This is a genomic window from Mesorhizobium sp. 8, from assembly GCF_006351905.1.
GTDB lineage: Bacteria > Pseudomonadota > Alphaproteobacteria > Rhizobiales > Rhizobiaceae > Mesorhizobium > Mesorhizobium composti.
Genome location: NZ_CP040914.1, coordinates 2,347,013 through 2,373,068, shown reverse-complemented (window position 1 = coordinate 2,373,068; position 26,056 = coordinate 2,347,013). Strand labels below are relative to the sequence as shown.

The window sequence follows — 26,056 nt, the reverse complement described above, 5'->3', positions numbered from 1 at the left end:
GGCGGCCTCCCCGAACGCGTCAGGCGGCTTGCGCGCCGACGCGGGCACCGACGAAGGCCGCGATGCGGGACAGCGAATCGAGATTGGCCGGCACGATGTCGGCGTCGGCCAGCACGATTCCGAAACTGTCCTCGATGAAGGCGACCAGTTCGAGCACGGCGGTCGAATCGACGATGTCGTTTTCGATCAGCGAGGCGTCGTCCGCCAGCGGGTACGACGTGTCGCCGAACAGGAAGTTCTCGATCACGAAGCTGCGCACCCTGTCCTTGATGTCCTGCATTCCACCGCTCCTTTCTAAGATCAGGCCGCCCGGTCGATCGACCGGCCCTGCCGTGCGAACGTCCGCTGCCACAATTGCGTCGACAGGATGCCGACGAATGCCGTGTTGTCGCGATATCCGGTCACCGGCTGCGCACGGCATTTCGCGTGCAGGCGGGCGACGGAAGCCGGGTTGAAAAGACCGCCCTCGGCGATGCTGCGCTCGCTCAGGCACTCGCGAACGTATTCGTGCTCGCCCGATCCGGTGAACGACCGGCTTTCGGGTGCCCGGTAGGGCTGCTTGGGGCGCTGGCCGATGGCCGGCGGCAAAAGGCCGGCGGCCGCCTCGCGCAAGATGTGCTTTTCCCTCAGGCCCTTCAGCTTGGTCTCGGGCGGCAGGCGCGCGGCAAGCTCGATCAGCCGGTGGTCGAGGAACGGGAAGCGGCCCTCGACGCCGTGCGCCATCGCCATGCGGTCGCCCTGGCTGGAAAGGATGTAGCCCGGCAGCAGGAAGCGGCTTTCCAGATATTGCGCCTGATGCAGCGGATGCCATGCAGCGAAGGCCGGCGGCAGGCGAGCGGCCATTTCCTCGGCCGCGTCGTAGCCCTTCAGCGCGGATCGCAGATCGTCGGAGAAGAACAGCTTGGCTGCCGCGGTCGTCCTGAAGCGCGGACGGTGCGAATAGAGCGGATCGTCGGGCGCCGTGTCGCCGGCGCCGAAGAAGGCGGCGAGATATTGCGCGGACTGCTTCTTCAGGCCCGGCAGGTAGGGATAGAGTTTGCGGAACAGATGGGCGCGGATGTTCGAGCCCGGCTGGCGGGCGCAGAAGCGGCGCACCCGCGCTTCCTTGAAGATGTCGTAGCCGGCGAACACCTCGTCGGCGCCTTCGCCCGTCAGCACCACCTTCAGGCCCGCTTCCCTGACAAGGCCGGACAGGCGGAACAGAGGCGCGGGGGCGGTGCGCAGGATCGGCCGCTCGGCGAAGCGGATCACCTCGGGGAAGTCGCGGGCGATGTCGCCCGGCCCGCAGGCGACGGTGTGGTGACGAGTGCCGAGGGCGGCGGCCATCTGCGCCTGGAATGCGCTTTCGTCGTGCTCGGCGCTGTCGAAGGTGACCGAGAACGTGTCGAGTTTCCGTGGTGCCATGCCGGCCGCGAGCGCCGAGACGAGCGAGGAATCGAGGCCGCCGGAGAGATAGGCGCCGACCAGCACGTCGGCGCGCAGGCGCAGCCTCACGGCATCGGCGAGCAGCGCTCCGATCTCAGCGGCCGCCTCCGTCTCGTCCGCGCCCGGCGCCGGCGCGTCGCACGGCGGGAAGTCGAGGCTCCAGTAGCGCCTCGTCGCGGTGCGCCCCCGTTCCAGGCTCATGAAACAGCCTGGCTCCAGTTCCTGGATGTCGGCGAAGGCAGTGCGCGGCGCCAGCGGCGCCCATAGAGTGAAGATCTGGTCGAGTGAGATCGGGTCGATCCGGGCGGAAATGCCGGGGACTTGGAGCAGCGCCTTGATTTCGGAGGCGAAATAAAGCGTCCCGCCGCTGCTGGCGTGAAACAGCGGGCGCACGCCCATGCGGTCGCGCGCCAGCAGCATGCGCCGGCGCCGCCCGTCCCACAGCGCGAAGGCGAAATCGCCGTTGAGAAGGGAAAGGCAGTCCTCGCCCATCTCGTCGTAGAGATGCAGGATGACCTCGGTGTCGCTCGCCGTGCGGAAGCGGCGGCCTCTTGCGCGCAAATCCTCGCGCAGTTCGACATAGTTGAAGATCTCGCCGTTGAAGGCGAGCGTCAGGCCGCCCGTCTCGTCCGTCATGGGCTGGTGGCCGTCGTCGAGCCCGACGATCGAGAGCCGCGCATGGCCGAGCCCCGCTTCCGGCGAGACGAAAAGGCCGCGCGCGTCAGGGCCGCGATGCGCGATCGCCGCCGTCATGCTTTCAAGCAACGGCTCCGCATCCCGCACTGGGCCGAAATACCCGACAAATCCGCACATGCAACTCGCCCCGCAGATCCAGCCGAGCATAAGGCGTCGGCTGAAATCTTGCGTTACCGATCTTGCCCGAATGCCGGAATGGTAAATGGTCGGTTGAGCATCAGGCCGTGTCAGGGCCGTCAAGCATCATGGCATCCAGGAGGAGCCGATCCTCGACTACCGTCACCGGTTACCGAGCCCGCGTTGGATGCGATCGTTCGCAACGTCGAATGTTCATCAAGGCCGACTGCTGATAATACGCGCGATGCCATCGAGACGGTTTCCCCGAACCTGACCGAGGAAAGAAATCCGCACACAGGATGATGCCATTGATTTTACTTCGACCTGCACGAACGGAAGATCTTGACGACCTATGGGCGTTCCTTGCCGTGGCGGCATACGAGCCTGATGCGGCTACAGCGAGGGGCATTCCAGCCGTTGCAGTCCATCTTGCCGATTGGAAGCGGGAATGCGATTTCGGCTATATTGCGGAAATGAATGGGCGGCCGGCCGGAGCGGCATGGGCGCGCCAGTTTGCGTTGCACGAAGAGCCAGCCTTCTTTGTCGATGATCGAACTCCTGAGGTATCCATAGGCGTTGGCTTGACCATGCGCGGCAAAGGTATCGGCGAAGCGCTGTTGGGAGAGCTTATTCTTGAAGCCGAACGCCGCGGGGTTGGCCTGTGCCTTAATGTCCGGGATTCGAACCCCGCTATTCGGCTCTATGAGCGCGTCGGCTTTTGGCGCGTACCTGGCACGGAAGTGAAGAACCGCACGGGGGGACTGTCTTTCGGAATGCAATTGCGAAAACCTTGACCAACAGGAAGAAGAGCGCCTTGGCAAATAATCGACTATCCCTGAAGCTTCGGCTTGTCCCAGGTCAATATGCCGTGGCTCGCATGCCTGCCGATGCCGCACTCCCCGGATGGGCCTCCGGGCCAGGTTTGTCAGCCATGATCCGGGCGGATGATGAACTTACGATCGTATGCGATCAGGAGCGCGTTCCAACGGAGGTGGAGGCCGAGCGAGATTGGATATGCTTGCGCACCATCGGGCCGTTCGATTTTCAGACCACTGGAGTTGTGCAGTCGCTGATTTCTCCGCTTTCCAGTCATGGCATCGGGATTTTCGTTCTCTGCACATTCGACGGAGAGCATCTCCTCGTCCCGGCGGCTGAGAGCCGCAGGGCGCGTGACCTGCTCACTGCGGCGGGTCATCGGTTCATTGATTGACTGTTTGCTCGTTGAGTTTATGCGGCGCCGTGGCCGTATCGATGTCGGATGGCGAACTCCGGATTGTCGGTGAGGCACCACAAAGCAAATCCGTGCCGTAGACCATCAGACTTTGCGTGAAGGCGCGTCTTTGAGAGCGGCAATCAGTTTGCCGATGCGCCGTTCCCGAACTTCCGCGCTTTTGGCTTCCTCAATCGTTCTGACGTGTTTTTGCCGAAGCCCGAACGGCAGACGGTCGAAAGACGCCCTGGCTTGCGGACAATCATTGAGCGCGTCCGCGAGGTCGGCGGGCTCGGCAACTTCCCGCGGCGCCTCGTCCGGTTCGACATCGATTTCGACGATATCGCCTTCACTGATCCTGGCGGCGGCGCGATTGGCGGCACTGATCCCTATAAGCCGCTGCCCGCGCATTGCCGCCACCCTGCTGCGCCAGGTGTGCCCGTTGATCGTGATCGTCACGGGTGGGCGGCCCGCAGGCCCGAGCGCCTGCATAACGTCGTCAGGCACCTCGACGCCTGTCGCATTGCCGGAAGGAATGACTTGTGCCCGGAATTTCATCTGACAATCACCTGCAACGTTAATCCAACCGTGCCAGTACGGCAGGGCGAGCGCTATAGTGGGGCTCTCGCCCTTCCCGACAGGCGTTCGAAGAGGCCGCGTCTGATCGAATCGGCAAGCGTCGCAAACAGCATATCGGGACTTGTGGGCATCAAATTCATAACCCGTTGGTGATTGGTTTATCCAATAACTTTGCAGTTATGGATTTGTCAACCCTGATGCAACCAACCGAAGAATTGCGTGGTGGCCCTATGATTGCGGGCGCAAGCCTGACGACGCCGGCTTTTCGTCATTCATGCAGCGTCTTGCGCGCGCTTACCTCAATTGCCTGGAGAGGCTATTGATCTTCTGCGGGTTGATGGCTGTCGCCCCCTCGTCGGCACCGTCCCGATGATGCGGCCGTGCAGGGAGCCAAGTCAACGTTTGGTGCCCGCAAACCTTTCGGCTTGTGCACGGATTGTTTCCATGTAGAATAGTCCGTGAACGACCTCCAACTACCTCGCCCGCCTCTGTGCGGGCGTTTTCTTGGCCGTTGCAACCATTCGTGGCATTCTTTGGCTGGCCGGAATCTACCTTGCGTGGCATGTCAACCATGCACCTACGCTTCGGGCGAGCGGCGGGCGGAAATCTCAGGCAACGCTGTTCGTTGGGAACGGCGCCCGTTCCCTCTGAAGGCGCTGTAGCGCGCCGGCAACACTCCCTTTTATTGATTGACGACCCAATCAGCCGCACTTGCTATTCCCCTGCGCCGGGAGCACTGCATTCATGCGTGCCGCGAAAAACGGAATGCGAAGGTCGGCGAGGGTCAGGGGTGGCGCGCCGGCCTTTTTTGCGTCTTGTCCGTATCCGTATTGTATGCCGTCGTTCGCATGGATGCGGTATAATCGCTCACGCTCAACAAAGTTCGCATATTTGGCTGGCCTTCGTGATTGGCGAGGCGGTAGGGTCTTTGGCGCTGCGATAAGTAAGAACGAAGAGAGGATGGAATGGGAAAAGCAATCGCGATTGTGGTGGTGCTGGCGGCATTCGTCGCGGCGATAGCTACCTTCGGCTTTGTGCCGGTACTGCTTCCCATCGCGTTCCTCGCTTCTGCGGGGATACTGGCAACGATGCTCGCCGTCGCATCAAGCAGGAATGCTTATTGAGCTGCATGCCTACCGCATCTTTTTTGGCACGGCTGGCTTCGTGATGGAATAAAACAAGGTGCTGCGTTGTTATTGTCCGACGGGAGGCTTCCAACGACGGAGACTACCCGATGCGCGGACATATGACAGTTGCGGTCTTGTTCTTCATCCTTATGGGAGTTGCCGGTTGCAACACCATGAACGACGGAGCGAAGCAGCCCTCGGTACAAACGACAAACGGCGGGAACGGTGGCATGGGTGGCGCAGGTGGTGGATATTAAGGCTTTAGCCTCGGCCTGCCATTGTGATTGTGAACAGGCGCCTCGTACCGGAAGCACTTAAGCGATAAAAGCCCGCCCCGGCGAACCGGAGCGGGCGTATTGTTTGCGGAAAGCGCAAAGAAGTCAGGGCTACGGCGGCACGCGACCGCCAGCCGGCCGGTTCAGCTTTTGTGAAGCCTATATCTCCGCCGCCTCGATCGCCTCGACCGTTCCTCAATCCTCGGAGCGCCTCGATTCATCGCGGTCGCGCTCATAGCGCCTCTTGAGCGGGAAGGGCGGCAGCCAGGACTCGCGGCGGATGGTCCAGAGCTCGTAGGTCGGTTTGAACTGGTCGGTGGCGTCCAGGGAGCCGAGGTTCACTTCCACCTCGTCGCCGCTTCGTCCGAAGACCGGCGAGCCGCAGCGAGGGCAGAAGGACCGGCCGGCATAGCTGCCCGTCTCACCCTCGATCGTCACCGCCTCCTGCGGAAAGATCGCGGATGCGTGGAAAAGCGCGCCGTGATGCTTGCGGCAGTCGAGACAATGGCAGAGGCCGACCCGATACGGCCGCCCCGTTGCCACAAATCGGACGTTGCCGCACAGGCAGCCGCCGGTGAAACGATCCATGTCGAAGCCTCGTGAAATGACCTGCGGCCATGGTTACGACAAGGATGCCGGTCTGGCAATTTTTCGCGGGAGGGAGCGAAGGTTGCTTCCAGGGCGAGGAGCCGGGCGGGTTGGGTTGCATCTGGAGGCCGGTGCGGACAAAAAAGAGCGGGTGCGCTGCGGCACCCGCCCAGTCTGAGGGAAGGCAGGTCTGCTTCGCTGACGGCTCAGCCGATGCGAGGCAGCTTCTCGAACTGATGGTAAGGCGGCGGTGACGAAAGGGTCCATTCCAGCGTCGTCGCCCCTTCGCCCCAGGGATTGGCGAGCGCGATGCGCTTGCGGGCGAAGGCTTCCGCGATCATGACGAAGAACAGCACCAGGCCGGCGGCGGAAATGTAGGAGCCGATCGAGGAGATGAAGTTCCAGCCCGCGAAGGCGTCGGGATAGTCGGCGTAGCGGCGCGGCATGCCGGCGAGACCGAGGAAATGCTGCGGGAAGAACACCAGGTTGACGCCGATGAACGTGATCCAGAAATGCAGCCTGCCCAGCGTCTCGTTGTACATGTAGCCGGTCATCTTCGGGAACCAGTAGTAGAAGCCGGCGAAGATGGCGAAGGCGGCGCCCAGCGACAGCACGTAATGGAAGTGGGCGACGACATAATAGGTGTCCTGCATCGAGCGGTCGAGGCCGGGGTTGGCGAGCTGCACGCCGGTGACGCCGCCGATGGTGAACAGCAGCACGAAGCCGACCGCCCACAGCATCGGCGTCTTGAAGGTGATGGAGCCGCCCCACATGGTGGCGATCCACGAGAACACCTTCACGCCGGTCGGCACCGCGATCACCATCGAGGCGAAGGCGAAGTAGCGCTGGGTGTCGACCGAAAGGCCGACGGTGAACATGTGGTGCGCCCACACGACGAAGCCGATAACGCAGATCGCCACCATGGCGTAGGCCATGCCGAGGTAGCCGAAGATCGGCTTCTTCGAGAAGGTCGAGATGACATGGCTGACGATGCCGAAGCCCGGCAGGATCATGATGTACACCTCGGGGTGGCCGAAGAACCAGAACAGGTGCTGGTAGAGCACCGGGTCGCCGCCGAACTCGGGCGTGAAGAAGGACGTGCCGAAGTTGCGGTCGGTCAACAGCATGGTGATGGCGCCGGCAAGCACCGGCAGCGAGAACAGAAGCATGAAGGCAGTGACCAGCAGCGCCCAGGCGAACAGCGGCATCTTGTGGATGGTCATGCCCGGCGCGCGCATGTTCAGGATGGTGGTGATGAAGTTGATGGCACCGAGGATGGAGGAGGCGCCCGACAGGTGGATCGACAGGATGACGAGGTCCACGGCCGGCCCCGGCTGGCCCGTCGTCGAATAGGGCGGATAGAGCGTCCAGCCGCCGCTGTGGCCCAAGCTGCCGGCCGCGCCCGGCACGAAGAGAGACGTCAGGAACAGGATGAAGGAGGCCACCAGCAGCCAGAACGAGATGTTGTTCATGCGCGGGAAGGCCATGTCCGGCGCGCCGATCATGATCGGCACGAACCAGTTGCCGAAGCCGCCGATCAGGGCCGGCATCAGCACGAAGAAGATCATCACCAGGCCGTGCGCGCTGACCACGACGTTGTAGGACGAAGGATCCATGAATATCTGCAGGCCGGGTTCCTGAAGCTCGGCCCTGAGCGCCACCGATAGGCCGGTGCCCAGGATGCCCGCCATCATCGAGAAGATCAGGTAGAGCGTGCCGATGTCCTTGTGGTTGGTCGAATAGAACCAGCGCGCGAAGAAGGACGGCTTGTGGTCGTGAGGCGTGTCGTGGGTGGCGGTTGCGTCGGGCATCGTGGCACCTGTCCTTTGTCTGGCAGGTCGCGGTTCGATGTCGGGCGGCGCTAAGTCGTCAGGCGGAACCGGCCTGCTTTTTTGTTTTCAGTCCGTCAAGACGACGTCCATGGGTATGTCGTGCGGTTGCGGGTGGATGGTCGCCATCTCGGCCTCGCGGTAGCCGACGCCGATGACGACCGGCTTGCGCGGCATGGTGGCCAGCGTGCGGTCGAAGAAGCCGCCGCCATAGCCGAGGCGGTAATGGGCCGTGTCGAAGCCGACGACGGGGGCGATGACGATGTCGGGCCGGACGGCCGGGCCGCGCGCCGGCGACAGGATGTTGGCGGCGCCGTGCTCGAGCGGGTCGCCCGGCGACCAGATGCGGTATTCCAGCGGCCATCCCTTCTGGATGACGACGGGCAGGCGATGCGGCCGCCGCGCTCGATGACCCTGATCGTCCAGTCGCGCAGGTCCGGTTCGCCGCGAAACGGCCAGTAGGCGCCGACGACACGGCCGCTGAAGCGGCTGATCGTCAGGTCGAGCAGGCTGGCGATGCGTTGCGCCCGGTATTTGCGATCCTCGACATCGAGGGCAAGGCGCTGCGCCAGCAACCGCCGCCGTTCGCCGTTGCGCCAGCGCGAGACGTCTGCCCAGCGCTCCGGCGGTTCGGCCACGGATGCGGAACCGGCATCGTGGACCGGAACCGGGGCGGCGATCGTCTCGCCGCCTCCGCCCGATAGCCGGCCTTGTTGAGACATGCCCGTTTCTCGTTCCTTCACACGCTTTTTCACGGACGACCGTGCAGCCGCTCAAAACGGAAGGCAAACGGAATTAAATGCTGTATGACTGCAAAATTGTTGCATTGAAAAGAGGCGCTTCATGGATGTCGAGCGAGCCCGGACGTTCCTGGAGATCATCCATTCCGGCAGCTTCCTGAACGCTGCTGAGCGGCTGCATGTGACGCAGACGACGGTGAGCGCCCGCATCCGCACGCTCGAGGACGAGCTGGGGCGAAAGCTGTTCGTGCGCAACCGCAACGGCGCGCAACTGACTGCGGCCGGGCGCGAGTTCCAGCCCTATGCGCAATCCATGGTCCAGCTCTGGGAGCGGGCCAGGCACCAACTCGCTATTCCGGCCGGCCGATCCAGTATCGTGGCGCTGGGCGGCGAGCTCAGCCTGTGGAACCCGCTGCTGCTTGACTGGCTGGTGTGGATGCGCAAGGCCCTGCCGCATGTCGCGATCCAGGCGCAGGTCGGCGTTCCCGACCAGCTTCTGGAACAGTTGCGCACCGGCATCCTCGACATTGCCGTGCTCTACGCCCCGAAACTCCTGCCGGGCTTCACCGTCAAGCTGCTGCAGGAAGAGCAGCTCGTGCTGGTCAGAAGCACCTCCAGGCCGATCGACGATGAGGAGGCCTATGTCCAGGTCGACTGGGGGCCGCAGTTCGCCGCCCGGCACGAGGAGGGCGTGCGCGGCTTCGGCGAGCCGGGCCTGATGGTGGGGCTCGGGCCGCTGGGGCTGAACTACATCCTGCGCGTCGGTGGCATGGGCTATTTCCGCAAGGGCATGGCCGCCCCTCACATCGCCGCCGGCGAACTCGAACTGGTCGAAGGCGCGCCCGACTTCACCTATCCGGTCTATGCGGTCTATGCCGAAACGGCGCAGGAGCGGGAGGATATCAGGGAGTCGCTGCGGGGGCTGGCCGAGGTGATGACGTAGCGGGCTGAATGGCCGCGACCGTTGATGGCGCAGCACTTCGTTGCCCTGCCGGAAGGGATTGGCCACGGCTAACACGGCTGTCCTAATTAGCGACGTTCGGCGAGAGCTTTCTTTTCTTCGTTTGTGGCTGAGCCATCGCGCAGTTCGCCCCCCTCTCCGTCTCGGCTTCGCCGAGCCACCTCTCCCCCCGTTCCGGGTGGAGAGGATAGGCCGGCCGCAAGGCTTGGCACCCATCCTCTCCCCTCACGAAGTGGGGGAGAGGTGGCTCGGCGAAGCCGAGACGGAGAGGGGGGCTTTGCGTCATTCGTGATCACCCCGCCGTTGGTGGGAAGGGGTATCTGTCTGAGGATGAGGGGTGGTGCCGTCAGCCGAAATCAGGCCGTCGACGTCAGCCGCCGTCGCCGGAACCACCTTCACGCGCGGCGAGCAGGGTGGAGATCACCAGTTCCCGCCCGGCGCGGCTGATGCCGATGCCGGCGGGGCGCCTGGCCACGAGACCCAGCGCCAGCAGCCGTTCGGCAGTGGCGGCGTCGAGACCCTGATAGGGGCCGCGGTTGAGGCGCTTCAGGGCGGTCTGCTCATCGGCCGAAAGGTCGCTCCACCCGATCGCGGTGGCCGGTGCGGCCGGTGCCTGCCTGCTGCCCTCTGTGCCGTCGCCATCGGCCGCTCTGCCGGTTCCCGATCTGCGTCTTACCATGGCCATTCCATCTCGCTTGCGTCTGAGGGATTACGCTCTCTTTTTTCACCGGACGAGCGCAAGAGCGACCGAAAACGGCCAGTTTCGCCGCGAAACCGGGCTGTGCACGAAATTTTTTTGCCGCAACATTCCTGTTGCCTGTCTTTTTGCTGAAAGAACAAAGCCGTCGCCGTTTTGCGGGTCCTTGGAATGATCGTCTAGGATCGGCTTTCCAGCAATTTTATTGCATCTATCTAGCAATATCATTCATTTGTCAGCGTCCCTTCGCACGCGGCAAACGTGCCCTGTCAGCATCCCGAAAAGGCCGTTTTCCGCACTTCGGGACAGGCATTACGCAGCTTGCAAACGAGACGTTGGAAGTCGTCGCCATGACAGCTTTGGAGTTTCCGGGACCGGGACTGAATGTCGATCAGTGGAACCAGATCGGCGCGCTTGCCACCTCGCTCAGGCCCGGCCAGGCGCTGTGGCTGAGCGGCTACTTCGCCGGCCTCGATCATGCCGCGCGCGGTTTCGGCGCCGAGGCCCCCGCGCTCCTTCAGGACGGCGGCGTCAGGGCGGTTGCCGCGCCTGCTGCGGTTGTCACGCGCACGCTGACCATCCTCTACGGTTCCGAGACGGGCAACAGCGCAGCCTTGGCGAAGGCGCTCGCCGCCGCCGCCCGCGCCAAGGGCATCGAGCCGACCGTCGCCGACATGGCCGACTACAAGCCGCGCCGGCTGAAGGAGGAGCAGGACCTTCTGATCCTCGCCTCCACCCATGGCGAGGGCGAGCCGCCGCGCTCGGCCGCCGGCTTCTTTGAGTTCGTCGAGGGCCGCAAGGCGCCGCGCCTGGAGGGCGTGCGTTATTCCGTGCTGGCGCTGGGCGATTCCACCTACGAGTTCTTCTGCGGTGCCGGCAAGCGGCTGGATGAGCGGCTGGCCGAGCTCGGCGCAACCCGCATCCGCGAGCGCGTCGATTGCGACGTCGATTACGATGAGCCGTCCGCCGGCTGGATCGCGGCAATCGCGGACGATCTTGCGCCTGCCAAGGCAAGCGCCGTGCCGGCCACGGTCGCGGCCCCGCAATCCTCGACCGCCGCCGTTTCCGCTTTCGACAAGCGCAATCCGTTCACCGCGACGGTGACGGAGAACCTTCTGCTCACCGGTCGCGGCTCCAGCAAGGAGACGCGCCACGTCGAACTGTCGATCGAGGGTTCGGGCCTGTCCTTCGAGCCGGGCGACGCGCTGGGCATCGTGCCGCGCAACGATCCCGTGCTGGTGGACTCCCTGCTCGGCACGCTCGGCCTTGATGCAACCGCTATCATTGCGGTCAAGGACCGTTCGGTGTCCTTGGGCGAGGCGCTGGGCGCAACGTTTGAGATCACCGCCGCGACGCCGCGCTTCCTCGACCAGTGGGCCGAACTCTCCGGCGCCGGCGAGCTCCAGGCGCTGCGCGGCGAGGCCGCCGCCGAAGCGCGCCGGGCCTTCCTCGAAGGCAATCACGTCATCGACATCGTCAGGCGCTTCCCCGTGCCGGGCGTCGACGCGGCAAGCTTCACCGCCGGCCTCAGGCCATTGCAGCCGCGCCTCTATTCCATCGCCTCCAGCCAGGGTCTCGCGCCGGACGAAGTGCACCTGACGGTCAGCACCGTGCGCTATGACTTGAACGGCATGGCGCGCAGCGGCGTCGCCTCGGGCCATCTCGCCGACCGTTGCGACCTCGACGCCGAGCTGCCGGTCTATGTGCAGGCCAATCCGCATTTCCGCCTGCCGGGCGACGACGTGCCGATCATCATGATCGGCGCCGGCACCGGCGTCGCGCCCTACCGCGCCTTCCTGCAGGAGCGCGAGGCGCGCGGTGCCGCCGGCAAATCCTGGCTGTTCTTCGGCGAGCGCAACTTCGACAGCGATTTCCTCTACCAGACCGAATGGCAGGGCTTCCTCAAGGACGAGGTGCTGACGCGCATGAACGTCGCCTTCTCGCGCGACGGCGCTGAAAAGGTCTACGTCCAGCACCGCATCGCCGCCGAGGCGCGCGAGGTCTATGCCTGGCTTGAGGACGGCGCGCACATCTATGTCTGCGGCGACGGTGCCAAGCTGGCGCCGGACGTGCAGAAGGCGCTCGTCGCCGTTGTCGCCGAGCAGGGCGCGAAAAGCCGGGAGGCGGCCGCAGAATACATCGGCGCGCTGCAAGCCTCCCACCGCTACCAGATCGACGTTTATTGAGACAAAGCCCGTGACCACGATTGAAGTCGACCGCAGCCGCGACATCTCGCAGCCGCTGGAGAAGCTCAGCCCCGACGAGACGATGAAGGCCAACAGCGACCAGCTGCGCGGCACCATCGCCGCCGGGCTGGAAGTGGAACTGACGGCGGCCGTGCCGGGCGACGACATCAAGCTGATGAAGTTCCACGGCGTCTACCAGCAGGACGACCGCGACATTCGCGACGAGCGCCGCCGCCAGAAGCTGGAGCCGGCCTATCGCTTCATGGCGCGCGTGCGCCTGCCGGGCGGCGTGTTGTCGTCCAGCCAGTGGCTGAAGCTCGACGCGCTCGGCCGCGCCTACGCCAACAACACGTTGCGGCTGACGACCCGCCAGACCTTCCAGTTCCACTACGTGCACAAGAAGAACCTGCGTGCTCTCATGCAGGGCCTGCACGACGTGCTGCTCGACACCAAGGCGGCCTGCGGCGACGATGCGCGTGGCGTCATGGCCTCGATCAACCCGCAACTGTCGGCCCTGCACGCCGAGGTCTACGCGCTGGCCAAGGCGGCAAGCGACCACGCCATCCCCAAGACCGGCGCCTATCGCGAGATCTGGTACGGCGAGGAGCGCGCGGCATCGACCGGCGAGCCGGAAGAGCCGCTCTACGGCAAGACCTACATGCCGCGAAAATTCAAGATCGGCTTCGTCATCCCGCCGATCAACGACATCGACGTCTATGCGCAGGATCTCGGCTTCATCGCCGTCACCGAAGGCAAGGAACTGAAAGGCTTCAACGTCGCCATCGGCGGCGGCATGGGCCGCACGGACAACGCGCCGAAGACCTATCCCAGGCTCGCCAGCGTCATCGGCTACATTGCGAAGGACAAGGTTATCGAGACCTGCGACGCCGTTATGACGGTGCAGCGCGACTATGGCGACCGCGTCGAGCGCAGCCGCGCTCGCTTCAAATATACGGTGGACGACAAGGGCCTCGATTTCATCAAGAGCGAGATCGAAGCCCGGCTGGGTTTTGCGCTGGAGCCGGCGAAACCCTACAATTTCACCTCCAACGGCGATCCGATCGGCTGGCAGCGCGGCGAGGACGGGCGCGAGCACTATACGCTGTTCATCCAGAACGGCCGCGTCAGCAATTTTCCTGATCTCGCGCTGTTCGACGGGCTGCGGGCGATTGCGCAAGTGCACAAGGGCATGTTCCGCGTCACGCCGAACCAGAACCTCATCATCGCCGATATCGAGCCGGGCGACCGGCCGGCGATCGAGGCGCTGCTGAAACAATACAGGCTCGACACGCTGAACAATGCCAGCGGGCTTCGCCTCAATTCCATGGCCTGCGTGGCGTTTCCGACCTGCGGGCTCGCCATGGCCGAGAGCGAGCGCTACCTGCCCTCGCTGGTTACCAAGATCGACACGATCCTGGCTGAGCACGGGCTTTCGCAAGAGCCGATCACCATCCGCATGACCGGCTGCCCGAACGGCTGCGCGCGGCCCTACATCGCCGAGATCGCGCTGACGGGGCGCGCGCCGGGCAAGTACAACCTCTATCTCGGCGGCGGCTTCCACGGCCAGCGGCTCAACAAGATGGTGCTGGAGAACGTCGCCGAGCCGGCGATCCTCGATCACCTGAGCAAGGTGATCGGCGATTTCGCGCACAACCGGAAGCCGGGCGAACGCTTCGGCGACTTCGCCATCCGCGCCGGCCACGTAGCAGAAGTGAAGGAAGGCCGGTTCTTCAACGATTGAGGGGAACGGTAGCGCCGCTGGTCACGCGTCAGGGGCGACAATTCTGATAGGTATCCGCATTCGATACCCCCACCCCTAACCCCTCCCCGCAAGGGGGCAGGGTGCGCGCCCTCTGCGGTTGGAAGCCGGCATCGGCTTTTCTCTTTACTTTTGTTCCTTGTTTGTTCTAAATTCACCACCGGGACAGGGTCGGTTTTCGCAAGGAAGCACGACGATGTCTGATTCTGATCAATCCGCCTTCGATTTTATCGAGCCTCTGGACCCTCGCCGTCCAAAGCGACCTGAGTACGTCTTTACCTGCATCGGTGATGGCGGGGCCGGACCGGAGATCGCTCAATGCCGGGAATGGATCAAGCGCGACAACGGGATTTTCGCGAAAGGAATTCCGATAAAAAGATTCCACATCTCCCTGTGTGGCATAGGAAACTATATCCGCATTCCGAGTTATGTGTCCTTTGCGGTCACGCGCGCGGCCGAGCGTATTGACCTGCCATCGTTCGAGGTTGTCCTTTACCGTGCCGTGACTTTTCCCGGTTTCCGGCCAGATCGGCGACCGACGGTTTTGCTTGCTGAAAGCAAGGAGCTTCGAGAACTTGGCAACATGCTTTTCGGACGCCTGCGTCAGGAGGGGTTGAAGGTGGGGGAATTGGTGACGCCGCATATGACGCTATTTTACAGTGCTCGCGCCATTCGCCCTGTGGATATCGAGCCGATCCGCTTCCGAGCCGATCGTTTCCATCTGATTCACAGTGAGCGGGGTCTGACGAAGTACAACGTGCTTGGCTCTTGGCCGAACAATGATCCTTCTTCGGAAGGCCCCGTGTCCCCGCACTAGCCTTTGGTTCCATGGCTGCATAAAGTCCGCTGCGCTAAAAGGTTGCCGGTGTCGCTGGGAGGACAATGCCATGGATTTTTCGTCGGTCGACCGGACCTATGCCGATGCGCGCCGGAACTTTCACCCTGTCGTTCCGGAAGGGTTCAATTTCGCCTTCGACGTCATCGACGACTGGGCCGCGCGCGACGACCGCACGGCGATCATCGCCGTGTCGCGCGACGGCGAGACGGTGCGGCACCTGCCGTTCTCGTGGTTTGCCGAGCAGTCGAACCGCTTCGCCAACGCCTTGCGGTCGCTGGGCGCCAGGCCGGGCGATTTCGCCGTGGTCATCGCCGGCCGCGTGCCCGAATGGTACACGGTGCTGTTCGGCTGCATGAAGGCTGGCGTGGTGTCGATGCCGGGCACCAACCTGTTGACCGCCCACGACATCGAATACCGGGCCAACCACGCTAGGGCGACGCTGGCGATCGTCGCGCCCGAGCATTGCGAGAAGGTCGACGCCATCCGCGCCGCCTGCCCGACGCTGAAGCATTTCATCGTCGTCGGCGGCGAGCGCGACGGCTGGCTGTCGCTGGAGGCGTTGCTGGCGGACGCCTCGCCCGTCCTCGACCGCGCGGCGCTTCCCACAACGCATGCCAGCGACATGATGATGGCCTATTTCACTTCCGGCACCACTTCGATGCCGAAGATGGTGCCGCGCGACCATGGCTATGCGCTGGCGCATGCGGCGACGGGCCTGTTCTGGCAGGACCTGCGGCCCTCCGACGTGCACTGGTCGCTCACCGATACCGGCTGGGCCAAGGCCGCCTGGGGCATATTGTTCCCGCAGATGGTGCTCGGCACGCCCTGCGTGCTCTATGACGGCCCGACAGCCTTCAACGCCGAAATGCACCTCAATCTTATCGGTAAGCTGAAGGTTACGACTTTCTGCGCGCCGCCGACGGTCTACCGCCTGTTCGCGCAGCAGGATCTTTCGCAATATGATCTTTCCTCGCTGCGGCGCTCGCTCGGCGCCGGCGAGCCGCTCAACCCGGAAGTCATGCGCATCTGGAAGAAGGCGACCGGCACGGTGATCGCCGACGGCTACGGCCAGACCGAGACGATCAACATCGTCGCCAATTTTCCCGGCGAGGAGGTGCGCCCCGGCTCGATGGGCAAGCCGGTTCCGGGCTTCGACGTCGACGTGGTCGACGACGACGGCAAGCGGATGCCCGACGAGGAGGTCGGCCATATCGGCGTCAGGGTCACCGATCCGTGGCCGCCCGGCCTGTTCCACGGCTATTACGAGGCCGGCGGCAGGCTCGACACGAAACCCTTCCGCAACGGCTGGTACTATACCGGCGACACGGCGCGGCGCGACAGGGACGGCTATCTGTGGTTCGTCGGCCGCTCGGACGACCTGATCTCCTCGGCCGGCTACCGCATCAGCCCCTTCGAGGTGGAAAGCGCGCTGCTGGTGCACGACGCGGTGGCTGAAAGCGCCGTGATCGGCAAGCCGGACGCTACGCGCGGCGAGATCGTCAAGGCCTATGTCGTGCTCGCCAAGGGATTCACGCCTTCGGACGAACTGGTGAAGGATATCCAGGATTTCTGCCGCAGGGAGACGGCGCCCTACAAATATCCGCGCGAGATCGAGTTCGTCGAGGCGCTGCCGAAGACAATTTCGGGAAAGATCCGACGCGTCGAACTGCGCGCGGCGTCGAAAGATAAATAAGTTTTATCTTACGTATTGATCGGCGCTCCCGTATCGCGATCTGTCAACGCGATGTGGCAGCAGCCGGAGCCGTGGCCGGGCACCCAGGTGACGTTGTCGAACCTCACGCCGGTCGCCTCGAACAGGCCGCGGTCGAAGGCGCCGGCGATGCGGCACAGCGTGGCGAGTTTTTCTTCGCCGACGCCGGCGTCCGTCCACGCGTCTTTCAACGGACAGCGTTTGACTTTGAAGGCGATGCGGTGGTCGCCGCGCTCGACATCGGTCGGGTACATGCGCCCGCCGTCCGGGCTGACGGCCAGAAAAGCTTCGCCGATGGCGCGCGCGTCGTTCGGCCCGAATTTCGCGAAGGCCGCCGCCGCGACCTCGCGGCCGCGCTTTTCGATGATGCGGATCATCAGCGCCTCGGCCCGTTCGGCACCAAGATCGGCGGTCAGTTCGTCCAGCATCAGCCGGTAGAGGTCGGCGCGGTTGCGGAAAGCGGCTTCCAGTTCGGCGGCGAGCGTTTCGGCGGGGGCATGGGCGTTTGTCTCGGTCATGACGCGTCCTGTCCTGTCAATCGATGCAGTCTCGGCGTCGCCGCCACCAGCGCCTTGCCGACCGCCGAGCGCGGCGCGTCGATGACGGCGCGGGCATCGCCTTCTTCGGTCAGCCGGCCGCCGTCGAGGATGGCGACGCGATGGGCGAAGGCGCACACCAGTCCGAGATCGTGCGAAATGAACAGGTAGGCGATGCCGTCGGTGCGTTGCAGGTCGGCGAGCAGTTCGAGGATCTTCCTACGCACCGAGACGTCGAGCGCCGAGACGGCCTCGTCCAGCACGATCAGCGACGGTTTTGTCGCGATCGCGCGGGCGATGGCGACGCGCTGGCGCTGGCCGCCGGACACTTCGTGGACGGTGCGGCCGGCAAGATTAGGGGAAAGGCCGACGCGCTCCAGCAGTTCGGCGATGCGGGCGGGCCGCTCGGCGCGCGGGGCGATGCGGTGGATGCGCAAGGGATCGTCCAGCACGCGCGCCACGGTGGCGCGCGGGTTGAAGGCGGCGAGCGGGTCCTGGAACACCATCTGCATGCGGGCGCGGCGGGCGCGAAGGGCGTTGCCTTGCAGCGCCAGCCAGTCGTCACCCTCGAAGGCGATGCTGCCGGCGTCCGGCTCGATCAGTCGCAGCAGAAGACGCGCAACGGTGGACTTGCCCGAGCCCGACGGGCCGGCCAGTGCCAGCGTTTCGGCGGCATCGATATGGAAGGACAGGGCGTCGGCTGCGGCTACAGCCCTGCCGCCGCTATGGAATCGCTTGGAAAGGCTCTCAACCGTCAGCAGATGCTTACCCATTGGCGGGGCACTCATGTTGGCAGCCGCGAAGAGGGGCGGGCTGTCGAGGCCGATATGAGCGGCGATCAGGCTGCGCGTGTAGGAATTTTGCGGGCGGCCGATCACCTGCCGGGTCGGCCCGAGTTCCATCAGTCTGCCGCCGCGCAGTACGGCGATACGATCGGCGAGTTCGGCGGCGAGCGCGATGTCGTGGCTGACGAACAGCAGCGTCATCCCGTCCTCGGCGGCCAGCCGGCGGATCAGGGCCACGATCTCGGCCTGGACGATCGTGTCGAGCGCGCTGGTCGCCTCGTCGGCGATCAAAAGTTTCGGCCGCGCGGCAATGGCTGCCGCGAGCGCCACGCGCTGCTTCTGGCCGCCGGAAAGCTGGTGCGGAAAGGCGTGCACGAGCGTATCGGGGTCGGGCAGGCCGACGCGGCCGAACAGGTCGCACGCGCGGGCCAGTGCATCCGGCCACGACAGGCCGAGATGCGTGCGTGCCACCTCCGCCACCTGCCGGCCAACCGCCATCACAGGGTCGAGGCTGCCGGCGGGGTTCTGGAAGACGAAACCGATATCGCGCCCGCCGAGCGGCGAAGTGCCTTCCCATTCGATGGTGCCGGCGGTTTTCGCCGAGGCCGGCAGCAGGCCGGCGACGGCGAGCGCCAGCGTCGATTTTCCCGAGCCGCTCTCGCCGATCAGCGCCAGCCGCTCGCCGGCAAAAATGTCGAGGTCGATGGTGCTGAGCGCCGGGACATCGCCGCCATAGGCGACGGTCAGGCCGTGCAGGGCGACCAGCGGGGCTTGCGGCGCGGCGCTCACGACAGGCCCTTCCTGACCGCGGCACTCTCGATCGCGCCTTCGCCGGCGAGGTAGACGCCGAGCACCGTCACCACCAGCGCGATGCCGGGAACGATGGAGAGGAAGGGCGCGGTGCGCAGCACCGTGCGGCCTTCCGCCACCATGCCGCCCCAGGTGACGCGGTTGGGGTCGCCGAGGCCGAGGAAGGAAAGGGCGGCTTCGATCAGGATCGCCTGGGCGACGATGATGGAGGACAGCGCCAGCACCGGCGGCAGCGCGTTGGGCAGCACCTCGCGGAAAGCGATTTCCAGCGGGTGCATGCCGACGACGCGCGCGCCGGCGACGAAATCGCGTTCGCGGATCGACAGCACTTCGGCGCGGGCGATGCGGGCCGGGCCGGTCCAGGCCGACAGTGCGATCGCTATCACCACGACGGACAGCGAGGGGCCGACGATACTGACGAAGGCGAGCGCCAGAAGGAAGCCGGGCACGGTCTGGAAGGCGTCGGTCAGCCGCATCAGCGCCTCGTCCGCCAGCCCGCCGGCAAAGCCGGCCAGCGTGCCGACGACGGCTCCGACGGCAAGCGAGGCCGCCGCCGCCGCCAGCCCGACGACGAGCGAGGTGCGGGCGCCGTGGAACAGCTCGGCCAGCACGTCGCGGCCGAGCCTGTCGGTGCCGAGCGGCAGCGACCAGTCCTGGAAGGGTGGCACCAGCGCCTGGCCGGCAATGCGCAGCGGATCGCCGTGAAAGAGCAAGGGTGCTGCCAGCGCCATGATTGCCAGCAGGACGAGGATGGCTGTGCCGGCCACCGCCTCGGGCGTTTGCAGGAAACGGCCTCTCATGCGGCCTCGCCGGCGCCGACGCGCGGGTCCAGCAGCGCATAGGCGATGTCGACCGCGAGGTTGATGAGGACCACAGTGACGGCGCTGACGAGGATGATGCCGAGCAGCAGCGGCGTGTCGCGCCCGGCCACCGCCTCCTGTGCCAACCGGCCGAGCCCCGGCACGGAAAACACGCTTTCGATGACGACCGAGCCGCCCAGCATCTGCGCCGACTGCAGGCCGAGCATGGTGACGAGCGGCAAAAGCGCGTTGCGCGCCACGTGGGCGAACACGATGCGGCGGCGCGGCAGGCCGCGCGCGCGGGCGGCGAGAATAAAATCCTGCCGCCAGACCTCGGCCATGCCGGCGCGCATCATGCGCAGGTAAAGCGCCAGATAGATGAAGCCGAGTGCGGAGACCGGCAGCACCAGATGCCAGGCGATGTCGGCGGCGCGGGCGAGGCCGGTCTTGCTGGACGCGATCGTTTCGATGCCGGCGATCGGCAGCCAGCGCAGGTCGACGGCAAAGACGATGACCAGCACCAGCGCCAGCCAGAAGCTCGGCACGGCATAGAGCGCCAGCGAGCCGGTGGAGAGCAGCCGGTCGCGCAGGGAACCCGGCCGCGCGCCGGCGACGATGCCGAGGGCCGAGCCGAGGAAGAAGGAGAGCGCCGTGGCGCTGCCCATCAGGAGCAGCGTGCTGGGCAGGCGTTCCAGCACGACGTCGCGGATCGGGCGCGAAAAGGTCACCGACCAGCCGAGGTCGAGATGGACAAGCGCCCACAGATAGTTGGCAAGGCGCGTCCAGGCCGACTGGTCGAGCCCCCATGAATGGCGTAGCGCCTCGACCAGCCCGGCGTCTCCACCCATGGAGACGACATAGGCGTCCACCGCGTCGCCGGGCGCGGCCTGCAACATCAGGAAGGAGCCGACGACGACGATCAGCAGCACGAAGACGGAGCCGACCAGCCGGCGGCGGACGAGGCGAAGGGTGCGGGTCATGGGGGCGATCCAGGTGTCGGGATCGCGGTATCGGCTGGGATACCCCCACCCCTAACCCCTCCCCTCAAGGGGGAGGGGGAGCTGCCGCGCGCCAAGTCCCCCTCCCCCTTGAGGGGAGGGGTTAGGGGTGGGGGTATAACGCCATATGCAATTGTCATCCCCCTAAGACGATTCAAGGGGAGGTCAGCAGGCCGCCGGAGACTATCGCGCACGAAATCCATGGCCGGACCTTACCGGCAAGCCGGCGTTCGGCTCAATCCCGCACGCCTATTCCGCCAGCCACGTGTCGGCCCAGTTGGACACCGCCCAGCGCGGATTGTTCGCGATGTTGCGCACCTTGTCGCTGGCGACCGACGTAAAGCTCCATTCGGCGACGTTGATCAGCGGCAGGTCGGCGGCGACCTTCTTCTGGAATTCGCGGTAGAGCTCGGTGCGCTTTTCCGCGTCCAGTTCCTCGGAAGCCTTCTCGATGATGGCGTCGATCTCGGCGTTCTTGTAGCCGCCCTGGTTGGAGAAGGGCACGCCATCGGGAATGCCGCTCTCCACCAGGATGGTGGTGGAGATGGCCGGGTCGCCGCGGAAAACCGGCGGGCCGACGGCGAGGTCGAAAGCGTGGTCGGTGTAGACGGCCTTGATGTGGGCGGCCGAGTCGTTGTTGACCAGCTGGGCGTCGATGCCGACGGCGGCGAGCGCCTGGCGCAGGTAGTCGCCGAACTGCTTGGTCTCGTTGAAATAGGGCGCCGGCAACAGCTTCAGCGCAAAGCGCGTGCCGTTGTCGGCGCGCTTGTAGCCGGCCTCGTCCAGCAGCGCATTGGCCTTGGTGACGTCGAAGGGGTAGGACGGCACGTCCGGCGTGTAGAATTGCGGGTCGTTGGCCGGCACCGGGCCGGTGGCGGCGTGGGCGTAGCCGAGGAAGACGGTCTTGACGACGAAATCCTTGTCGATGGCGTGCGCGATGGCCTGCCGCACCTTCAGGTCCGCCAGCTCCTTGCGGCGGTGGTTGATCTCGACGACGAGCTGGTAGGTCAGGCCTTCGTAGCCCTTGGTGACGACGGTGAGGCCCGGCACCTTGGAGATGCGCTCGAGGTCGGCCAGCGGCACGGCGGAGAAGGCGGCGAGCTGGATTTCGCCTGCTTCCAGCGCGTTGGCCGCCGAGGTGCGGTCGGGCAGGACCTGATAGATGATCTCGTCCAGGTAAGGCTGGTCCTTTTCCCAATAGGCGGCGTTCTTCTCCAGCCTGTAGTACTGACCGGCCTTGTATTCGGCGAACTTGAACGGGCCGGTGCCGACCGGGGCGTTGTTGGCCGGGTTCTCCTCGATCTTGGTGCCTTCGTAGAGATGCTTCGGCACGACGCTGGAAAGCGCCGGCAGGGCGTTGCGGATAAGCTGGAAGGGCGTCGGCTTGGAAAACTTGAAGACGGCGGTGTGGTCGTCCGGCGTCTCGACGGCTTCGAGGTCCTTGAAGACGGTGCGGCCGAGATTCTGCAGCGGCTTCCACACTTCGAGCGCCGAGAAGGCGACATCGGCCGAAGTGAAGGGCTTGCCGTCGTGCCACGTCACGCCCTCGCGTAGCTTGAAGGTGACGGAGAGCCCGTCCGCGGCGCCTTCCCAGCTTGTCGCCAGACGCGGGGCAAGCCCGTCCTTGGCGGTGTAGTCGGCCTCGGCCAGTGTCTCCACAACCTTGCTGGAGACGAAAAAGACGCCGTTGGAGGCCACGATGGCCGGGTTGAGGTTGCGCGGCTCGGAATCGGCGGCCACCACCAGCCGGCCACCCGCCTTCGGCGTCTCGGCCCACGCGAAGCGGGGCAGGGCGGTCGAGGCCATCAGCGCCGCCGAGCTTGCAAGAAGGCTGCGTCTGGAAAGGGAAAAATCGAGCATCGGGAGCACTCCGTCCTTCGCCGCTTGCCGGCCATATGGCGCGCGGCATCCTGTCTGGCTTCGGCCGCGATTATGGCCCTCGCGAAGGCTTGCGCCAGAGAAGGAATTGGCGCGGCGGGGCTTGGCTTTGAAAATTTCATCCGCTGGCCCAGTACCGTCCGCAACGGCTTTTTCCTCTATCTGGTATGACCAGATGGAGGCTTCTTATCGAAAAAGAGGCGGCCGTCCGGGTGGATTTTCAATCTCGCTTGTTTTCTGGCTGGACCAGTGACGGCAAAATGGTGCAGATTTGCCCGACAAAAGGCGCATCGCGCCGTGGTGCCCCGCAGAGGGCCAATCCAGGGAGAAGGCTATGAACGTCGCGCCCGGCGCCACCGTCGGTTCGGTTCCTTTCGACAGCGCCCGCCTCGATCGCCTCATGGACGAAGCGGGCATCGACGTGCTCGTCGCCACCTCCAAGCACAACACGCAGTACCTGCTCGGCGGCTACAAGTTCATCTTCTTTGCGGCCATGGACGCCATCGGCCATAGCCGCTACCTGCCGGTCGTCGTCTATGAACGTGCCAGCCCCGACCACGCCGCCTATGTCGGGAACCGCATGGAAGGCGGCGAGCACCAGAACCATCCGTTCTGGACGCCTTCGGTGCACACCGCCTGCTGGGGCACGCTGGATGCGGCCAACCTCGCCGTCGAGCATATCCGAAAGATCGGCAAGGCCGGCGCGCGCATCGGCATCGAGCCGCCCTTCCTGCCGTCGGATGCCTATACGCTGCTGCGCAACGCGCTGCCCGATGCCAAGCTGGTCGACGCCACCGGCACGCTGGAGAGGCTGAGGGCGGTGAAAACACCGGCGGAGCTGGAGAAGCTGCGCGTCGCCTCCGAACTCATCACCGATGCCATGCTGGCGACGATCGGTGCCGCGCGCGAAGGCTCGACCAAGGGCGAGATCATCGAGCGGCTGCGGCGCGAGGAGACCAATCGCGGCGCGCATTTCGAATACTGCCTTTTGACGCTGGGCTCCAGCCACAACCGTGCCGCCTCGGCGCAGGCGTGGCAGAAGGGCGAGGTGCTGTCGATCGATTCCGGCGGCAACTATCACGGCTATATCGGCGATCTCTGCCGCATGGGCGTGCTGGGAGAGCCGGATGCCGAGCTGGAAGACCTGCTCGGCGAGGTCGAGGCGGTGCAGCAGGCCGCCTTCTCGAAGATTCGCGCCGGCGTTGCCGGCGCCGAGATGATTTCGCACGCCGAAGGCGTGCTGAAGGCATCGAAGGTGGCGCCCTACACCGACTTCTTCGCGCACGGCATGGGGCTGATCTCGCACGAGGCGCCGTTCCTGATGACCAACCATCCGGTCGCCTATGAGGGCACCGATGCCGAAAAGCCGCTGGAAGCGGGCATTGTGCTGTCGGTCGAGACCACCATGCTGCATCCGGCGCGCGGCTTCATCAAGCTGGAGGACACGGTGGCGGTAACAGTGGACGGCTACACGATGTTCGGCGACCGTGGCCGGGGCTGGAACCGGGGCGGGACCGCCTAAATCCCGGCGCAAAGACGGCGTGACCGAAACGGGCCGGCAGGGTTGACGTTTCAACCGTGAGACGCACTATGCAACCGGGGGCGGATAGGAGAGGAGGCCACCCCATTGGCTTGTCGTCACGTCGTTCTCGCGCTTTCGCTGCTCGCCTTGGCGGGCTGCGGCATTTCCCAGACGAATTATGATGCCAGCCGCGAAGCTCTGCGCGGCAGTCCGTCCCTGCGCAACGATTTCGTGCGCACCTGCACGCGCAACATTTCCCGCAAGCCTTATGCGACACGCCGCAACATCGCCAAGCTGATGAACGCGTCGGTTTCTTCCACGCCGCGCCTCTATTGCTCGCGGCTGACCCGCGGTATCGCCAACGGCCGGCTGTCGCGTTCCGACATCAACGCCGCGGCGCGCGGACAGGTCACGCCGACCATCGTGCGGGTGCTTCAGGGGCGGTAGGGAAGAGCGTGTATTTGTCTCTGGCGCGTTGCCCCCTCTCCGTCGCCGCTTCGCGGCGCCACCTCTCCCCCACTTCGTGAGGGAGAGGATAGGCGTCTAGCTTGGCTCCCATCCTCTCCCTCGGAACGGGGGAGAGGTGGCTTGCGAAGCAAGACGGAGAGGGGGCGAACCTCGCGCGCCCCACAAGCGATTGGCCCTGCCTCAATTCCCAGCCGGAATGATCCTGAAATCCGGTAACTCGCGCAGGCCCAGTTCCGGTCCGGCGGGCGAATAGACGACGAAAAGCTGCATCGGCGCGCTGCTGGTGTTGAGCGTCGAGTGGAAGCGGCTTTCGGGGATGAAGCAGGTGCAGCCGGGGCCGACCTGGCGCACATGCGGGTTGCCGTGCTCGTCCTCGATCATCTGCTCGCCGTTGCCGGAGATGACGAAGATGATTTCTTCCGCGCCCGGATGGTTGTGGCGCGAATGGCCCTGTCCGGGCGGCAGGTCGACGACGCCGCCGGAAAAGTGCTTCGCGCCGTTCACCTCCGGCCCGACCGTCAGCGACAGCTTGCCCCAGTCGAAGCCGAAGCCGTCGACGTCGCTCGGATAGACGAAAACCTTGCCCGGATCGCTCATTGCTTATTCCTTCCTGTCTCTTTGCCTTGGTCGCATTTCCGGACGCAAACCGCGCCACGCTTTCTGCTGGAATGCCCTATCGCTTGCCGCCCGTGGCGGCCTTGAAGTCGGCGGTCTGGTCGGCGATGGCCTTTTCGGTCGGCAGCCGTTCCATCGAGGACGCGCCGTAGAAGCCGTGCAGGCCCTTGCAGCGGTCGAGGATATAGCGCGCGTCGTCCGGCATCGAGATCGGCCCGCCGTGGCAGAGCAGGATGACGTCCTTGCGCACCGAGCGTGCGGCATCGGCGATGGCGTCGATCTCGCCCACGCAATCGTCAAGCGACTTGGCCGAGGTCGCGCCGATGGAACCGCCGGTCGTGACGCCCATATGGGCGACGATGATGTCGGCGCCGGCGCTGGTCATCGCCTTCGCTTCGTCCGGATTGAAGACATAAGGTGTCGTCAACAGGTCGAGCTGGTTTGCCTCGGCGATCATGTCGACTTCGAGGCCGTAGCCCATGCCGGTTTCCTCGAAGCTGGTGCGCATGGCACCGTCGAACAGGCCGATGGTGGGGAAATTCTGCACGCCGGAGAAGCCCATCGTCTTCAACTCGGCGAGCAGCAGCGGCATGATGACGAAGGGATCGGTGCCGTTGACGCCGGCCAGCACCGGCGTCTTCTTCACCACCGGCAACACCTCGTAGGCCATCTCCTTGACGATTGCGTTGGCGTTGCCATAGGCGAGCAAGCCGGCGGCCGAGCCGCGCCCGGCCATGCGGTAGCGGCCGGAATTGTAGATGATGATGAGGTCGATGCCGCCGGCTTCCTCGGCCTTGGCCGACAGGCCGGTGCCGGCGCCGCCGCCGACGATGGGGCGGCCTGCGTCGATCATGGCGCGGAATTTTTGAAGGATGTCCTTGCGCGGGATGGCGGGCATCGTCTCTC

24 protein-coding genes are annotated in these 26,056 nt (G+C 65.0%); 10 read left to right on the top strand and 14 right to left on the bottom strand.

Annotation, left to right across the window (positions count from 1 at the left end; translation table 11 throughout):
* Positions 1 to 19: 19 nt before the first annotated feature.
* Both FGU64_RS11445 and asnB read right to left on the bottom strand, forming a co-directional pair.
* A complete protein-coding gene (locus FGU64_RS11445) occupies positions 20 to 280 on the bottom strand; it encodes an acyl carrier protein (protein WP_136359864.1) in 261 nt (86 codons plus the stop codon).
* Positions 281 to 300: 20 nt separating this feature from the next.
* Positions 301 to 2,238 carry an asparagine synthase (glutamine-hydrolyzing) gene (gene asnB / locus FGU64_RS11440; RefSeq protein ID WP_139953400.1) on the bottom strand — a complete coding sequence of 646 codons (1,938 nt, stop codon included), beginning with the start codon at positions 2,236 to 2,238 and terminating at the stop codon, positions 301 to 303.
* Between the two features lie 299 nt (positions 2,239 to 2,537).
* Here asnB and FGU64_RS11435 point away from each other — a divergent pair, with 299 nt between their 5' ends.
* Both FGU64_RS11435 and FGU64_RS11430 read left to right on the top strand, forming a co-directional pair.
* On the top strand, positions 2,538 to 3,032 hold the full coding sequence (locus FGU64_RS11435) for a GNAT family N-acetyltransferase (protein ID WP_139953399.1): 495 nt from the start codon (positions 2,538 to 2,540) through the stop codon (positions 3,030 to 3,032).
* Positions 3,029 to 3,448: an ACT domain-containing protein gene (locus FGU64_RS11430; RefSeq protein WP_246671307.1), complete on the top strand. Its 420-nt coding sequence runs from the start codon at positions 3,029 to 3,031 to the stop codon at positions 3,446 to 3,448. Before FGU64_RS11435 ends, FGU64_RS11430 begins: the two co-directional genes overlap by 4 nt.
* 105 nt (positions 3,449 to 3,553) lie before the next feature.
* Here FGU64_RS11430 and FGU64_RS11425 read toward each other — a convergent pair whose 3' ends face one another.
* Entirely contained in the window at positions 3,554 to 4,006 is a 453-nt protein-coding gene (locus FGU64_RS11425) for a YdeI/OmpD-associated family protein (RefSeq protein ID WP_139953398.1), read from the bottom strand.
* 986 nt (positions 4,007 to 4,992) lie between these two features.
* Between FGU64_RS11425 and FGU64_RS23290 the strand changes: the two genes are divergently transcribed.
* Positions 4,993 to 5,151, top strand: coding sequence for a hypothetical protein (locus tag FGU64_RS23290; RefSeq protein ID WP_180375683.1), 159 nt, complete (start codon positions 4,993 to 4,995; stop codon positions 5,149 to 5,151).
* A gap of 473 nt (positions 5,152 to 5,624) precedes the next feature.
* Here FGU64_RS23290 and FGU64_RS11420 read toward each other — a convergent pair whose 3' ends face one another.
* The 3 genes from FGU64_RS11420 to FGU64_RS11410 all read right to left on the bottom strand — a co-directional run bounded on the left by FGU64_RS11420 (position 5,625) and on the right by FGU64_RS11410 (position 8,623).
* Complete coding sequence (locus FGU64_RS11420) at positions 5,625 to 6,017, bottom strand: GFA family protein (protein ID WP_139953397.1); 393 nt, start codon at positions 6,015 to 6,017, stop codon at positions 5,625 to 5,627.
* A gap of 206 nt (positions 6,018 to 6,223) precedes the next feature.
* Positions 6,224 to 7,828, bottom strand: a complete 1,605-nt coding sequence (gene ctaD, locus FGU64_RS11415; protein ID WP_139953396.1) for a cytochrome c oxidase subunit I — start codon at positions 7,826 to 7,828, stop codon at positions 6,224 to 6,226.
* 87 nt (positions 7,829 to 7,915) lie between these two features.
* A complete protein-coding gene (locus FGU64_RS11410) occupies positions 7,916 to 8,623 on the bottom strand; it encodes a 5-formyltetrahydrofolate cyclo-ligase (RefSeq protein ID WP_246671306.1) in 708 nt (235 codons plus the stop codon).
* A 66-nt stretch (positions 8,624 to 8,689) separates the two neighbouring features.
* Between FGU64_RS11410 and FGU64_RS11405 the strand changes: the two genes are divergently transcribed.
* On the top strand, positions 8,690 to 9,529 hold the full coding sequence (locus FGU64_RS11405; RefSeq protein ID WP_139953395.1) for a LysR family transcriptional regulator: 840 nt from the start codon (positions 8,690 to 8,692) through the stop codon (positions 9,527 to 9,529).
* A gap of 388 nt (positions 9,530 to 9,917) precedes the next feature.
* Here the strand turns inward: FGU64_RS11405 and FGU64_RS11400 are convergent, their stop codons facing one another.
* Positions 9,918 to 10,226: a hypothetical protein gene (locus FGU64_RS11400; RefSeq protein ID WP_139953394.1), complete on the bottom strand. Its 309-nt coding sequence runs from the start codon at positions 10,224 to 10,226 to the stop codon at positions 9,918 to 9,920.
* A gap of 368 nt (positions 10,227 to 10,594) precedes the next feature.
* Between FGU64_RS11400 and FGU64_RS11395 the strand changes: the two genes are divergently transcribed.
* The 4 genes from FGU64_RS11395 to FGU64_RS11380 all read left to right on the top strand — a co-directional run bounded on the left by FGU64_RS11395 (position 10,595) and on the right by FGU64_RS11380 (position 16,720).
* The gene (locus FGU64_RS11395) at positions 10,595 to 12,430 is read left to right on the top strand and encodes an assimilatory sulfite reductase (NADPH) flavoprotein subunit (RefSeq protein WP_139953393.1); all 1,836 of its coding nucleotides are present in this window, start codon (positions 10,595 to 10,597) and stop codon (positions 12,428 to 12,430) included.
* 10 nt (positions 12,431 to 12,440) lie between these two features.
* Complete coding sequence (locus FGU64_RS11390; RefSeq protein WP_246671305.1) at positions 12,441 to 14,171, top strand: NADPH-dependent assimilatory sulfite reductase hemoprotein subunit; 1,731 nt, start codon at positions 12,441 to 12,443, stop codon at positions 14,169 to 14,171.
* 214 nt (positions 14,172 to 14,385) lie between these two features.
* Positions 14,386 to 15,006, top strand: a complete 621-nt coding sequence (locus FGU64_RS11385; RefSeq protein ID WP_139953392.1) for a 2'-5' RNA ligase family protein — start codon at positions 14,386 to 14,388, stop codon at positions 15,004 to 15,006.
* 70 nt (positions 15,007 to 15,076) lie between these two features.
* Entirely contained in the window at positions 15,077 to 16,720 is a 1,644-nt protein-coding gene (locus FGU64_RS11380) for an AMP-binding protein (RefSeq protein ID WP_139953391.1), read from the top strand.
* An 8-nt stretch (positions 16,721 to 16,728) separates the two neighbouring features.
* On the opposite strand, the gene FGU64_RS11375 is transcribed toward FGU64_RS11380, so the two are convergent.
* The 5 genes from FGU64_RS11375 to FGU64_RS11355 all read right to left on the bottom strand — a co-directional run bounded on the left by FGU64_RS11375 (position 16,729) and on the right by FGU64_RS11355 (position 22,527).
* Positions 16,729 to 17,256, bottom strand: a complete 528-nt coding sequence (locus FGU64_RS11375; RefSeq protein WP_139953390.1) for an L-2-amino-thiazoline-4-carboxylic acid hydrolase — start codon at positions 17,254 to 17,256, stop codon at positions 16,729 to 16,731.
* Positions 17,253 to 18,848: an ABC transporter ATP-binding protein gene (locus FGU64_RS11370; protein ID WP_139953389.1), complete on the bottom strand. Its 1,596-nt coding sequence runs from the start codon at positions 18,846 to 18,848 to the stop codon at positions 17,253 to 17,255. The genes FGU64_RS11375 and FGU64_RS11370 overlap by 4 nt, the downstream gene beginning before the upstream one ends.
* The gene (locus tag FGU64_RS11365) at positions 18,845 to 19,669 is read right to left on the bottom strand and encodes an ABC transporter permease (protein WP_139953388.1); all 825 of its coding nucleotides are present in this window, start codon (positions 19,667 to 19,669) and stop codon (positions 18,845 to 18,847) included. Before FGU64_RS11365 ends, FGU64_RS11370 begins: the two co-directional genes overlap by 4 nt.
* Positions 19,666 to 20,649, bottom strand: coding sequence for an ABC transporter permease (locus tag FGU64_RS11360; protein ID WP_139953387.1), 984 nt, complete (start codon positions 20,647 to 20,649; stop codon positions 19,666 to 19,668). Before FGU64_RS11360 ends, FGU64_RS11365 begins: the two co-directional genes overlap by 4 nt.
* Positions 20,650 to 20,916: 267 nt before the next feature.
* Complete coding sequence (locus FGU64_RS11355; RefSeq protein WP_139953386.1) at positions 20,917 to 22,527, bottom strand: ABC transporter substrate-binding protein; 1,611 nt, start codon at positions 22,525 to 22,527, stop codon at positions 20,917 to 20,919.
* A 352-nt stretch (positions 22,528 to 22,879) separates the two neighbouring features.
* Here FGU64_RS11355 and FGU64_RS11350 point away from each other — a divergent pair, with 352 nt between their 5' ends.
* Both FGU64_RS11350 and FGU64_RS11345 read left to right on the top strand, forming a co-directional pair.
* On the top strand, positions 22,880 to 24,067 hold the full coding sequence (locus tag FGU64_RS11350) for a Xaa-Pro peptidase family protein (RefSeq protein ID WP_139953385.1): 1,188 nt from the start codon (positions 22,880 to 22,882) through the stop codon (positions 24,065 to 24,067).
* A 105-nt stretch (positions 24,068 to 24,172) separates the two neighbouring features.
* The gene (locus FGU64_RS11345; RefSeq protein ID WP_136359883.1) at positions 24,173 to 24,514 is read left to right on the top strand and encodes a hypothetical protein; all 342 of its coding nucleotides are present in this window, start codon (positions 24,173 to 24,175) and stop codon (positions 24,512 to 24,514) included.
* Between the two features lie 201 nt (positions 24,515 to 24,715).
* Here the strand turns inward: FGU64_RS11345 and FGU64_RS11340 are convergent, their stop codons facing one another.
* Complete coding sequence (locus tag FGU64_RS11340; protein WP_139953384.1) at positions 24,716 to 25,132, bottom strand: cupin domain-containing protein; 417 nt, start codon at positions 25,130 to 25,132, stop codon at positions 24,716 to 24,718.
* Positions 25,133 to 25,208: 76 nt separating this feature from the next.
* Positions 25,209 to 26,048, bottom strand: a complete 840-nt coding sequence (locus FGU64_RS11335) for a phosphoenolpyruvate hydrolase family protein (protein WP_139953383.1) — start codon at positions 26,046 to 26,048, stop codon at positions 25,209 to 25,211.
* Positions 26,049 to 26,056: the final 8 nt, after the last annotated feature.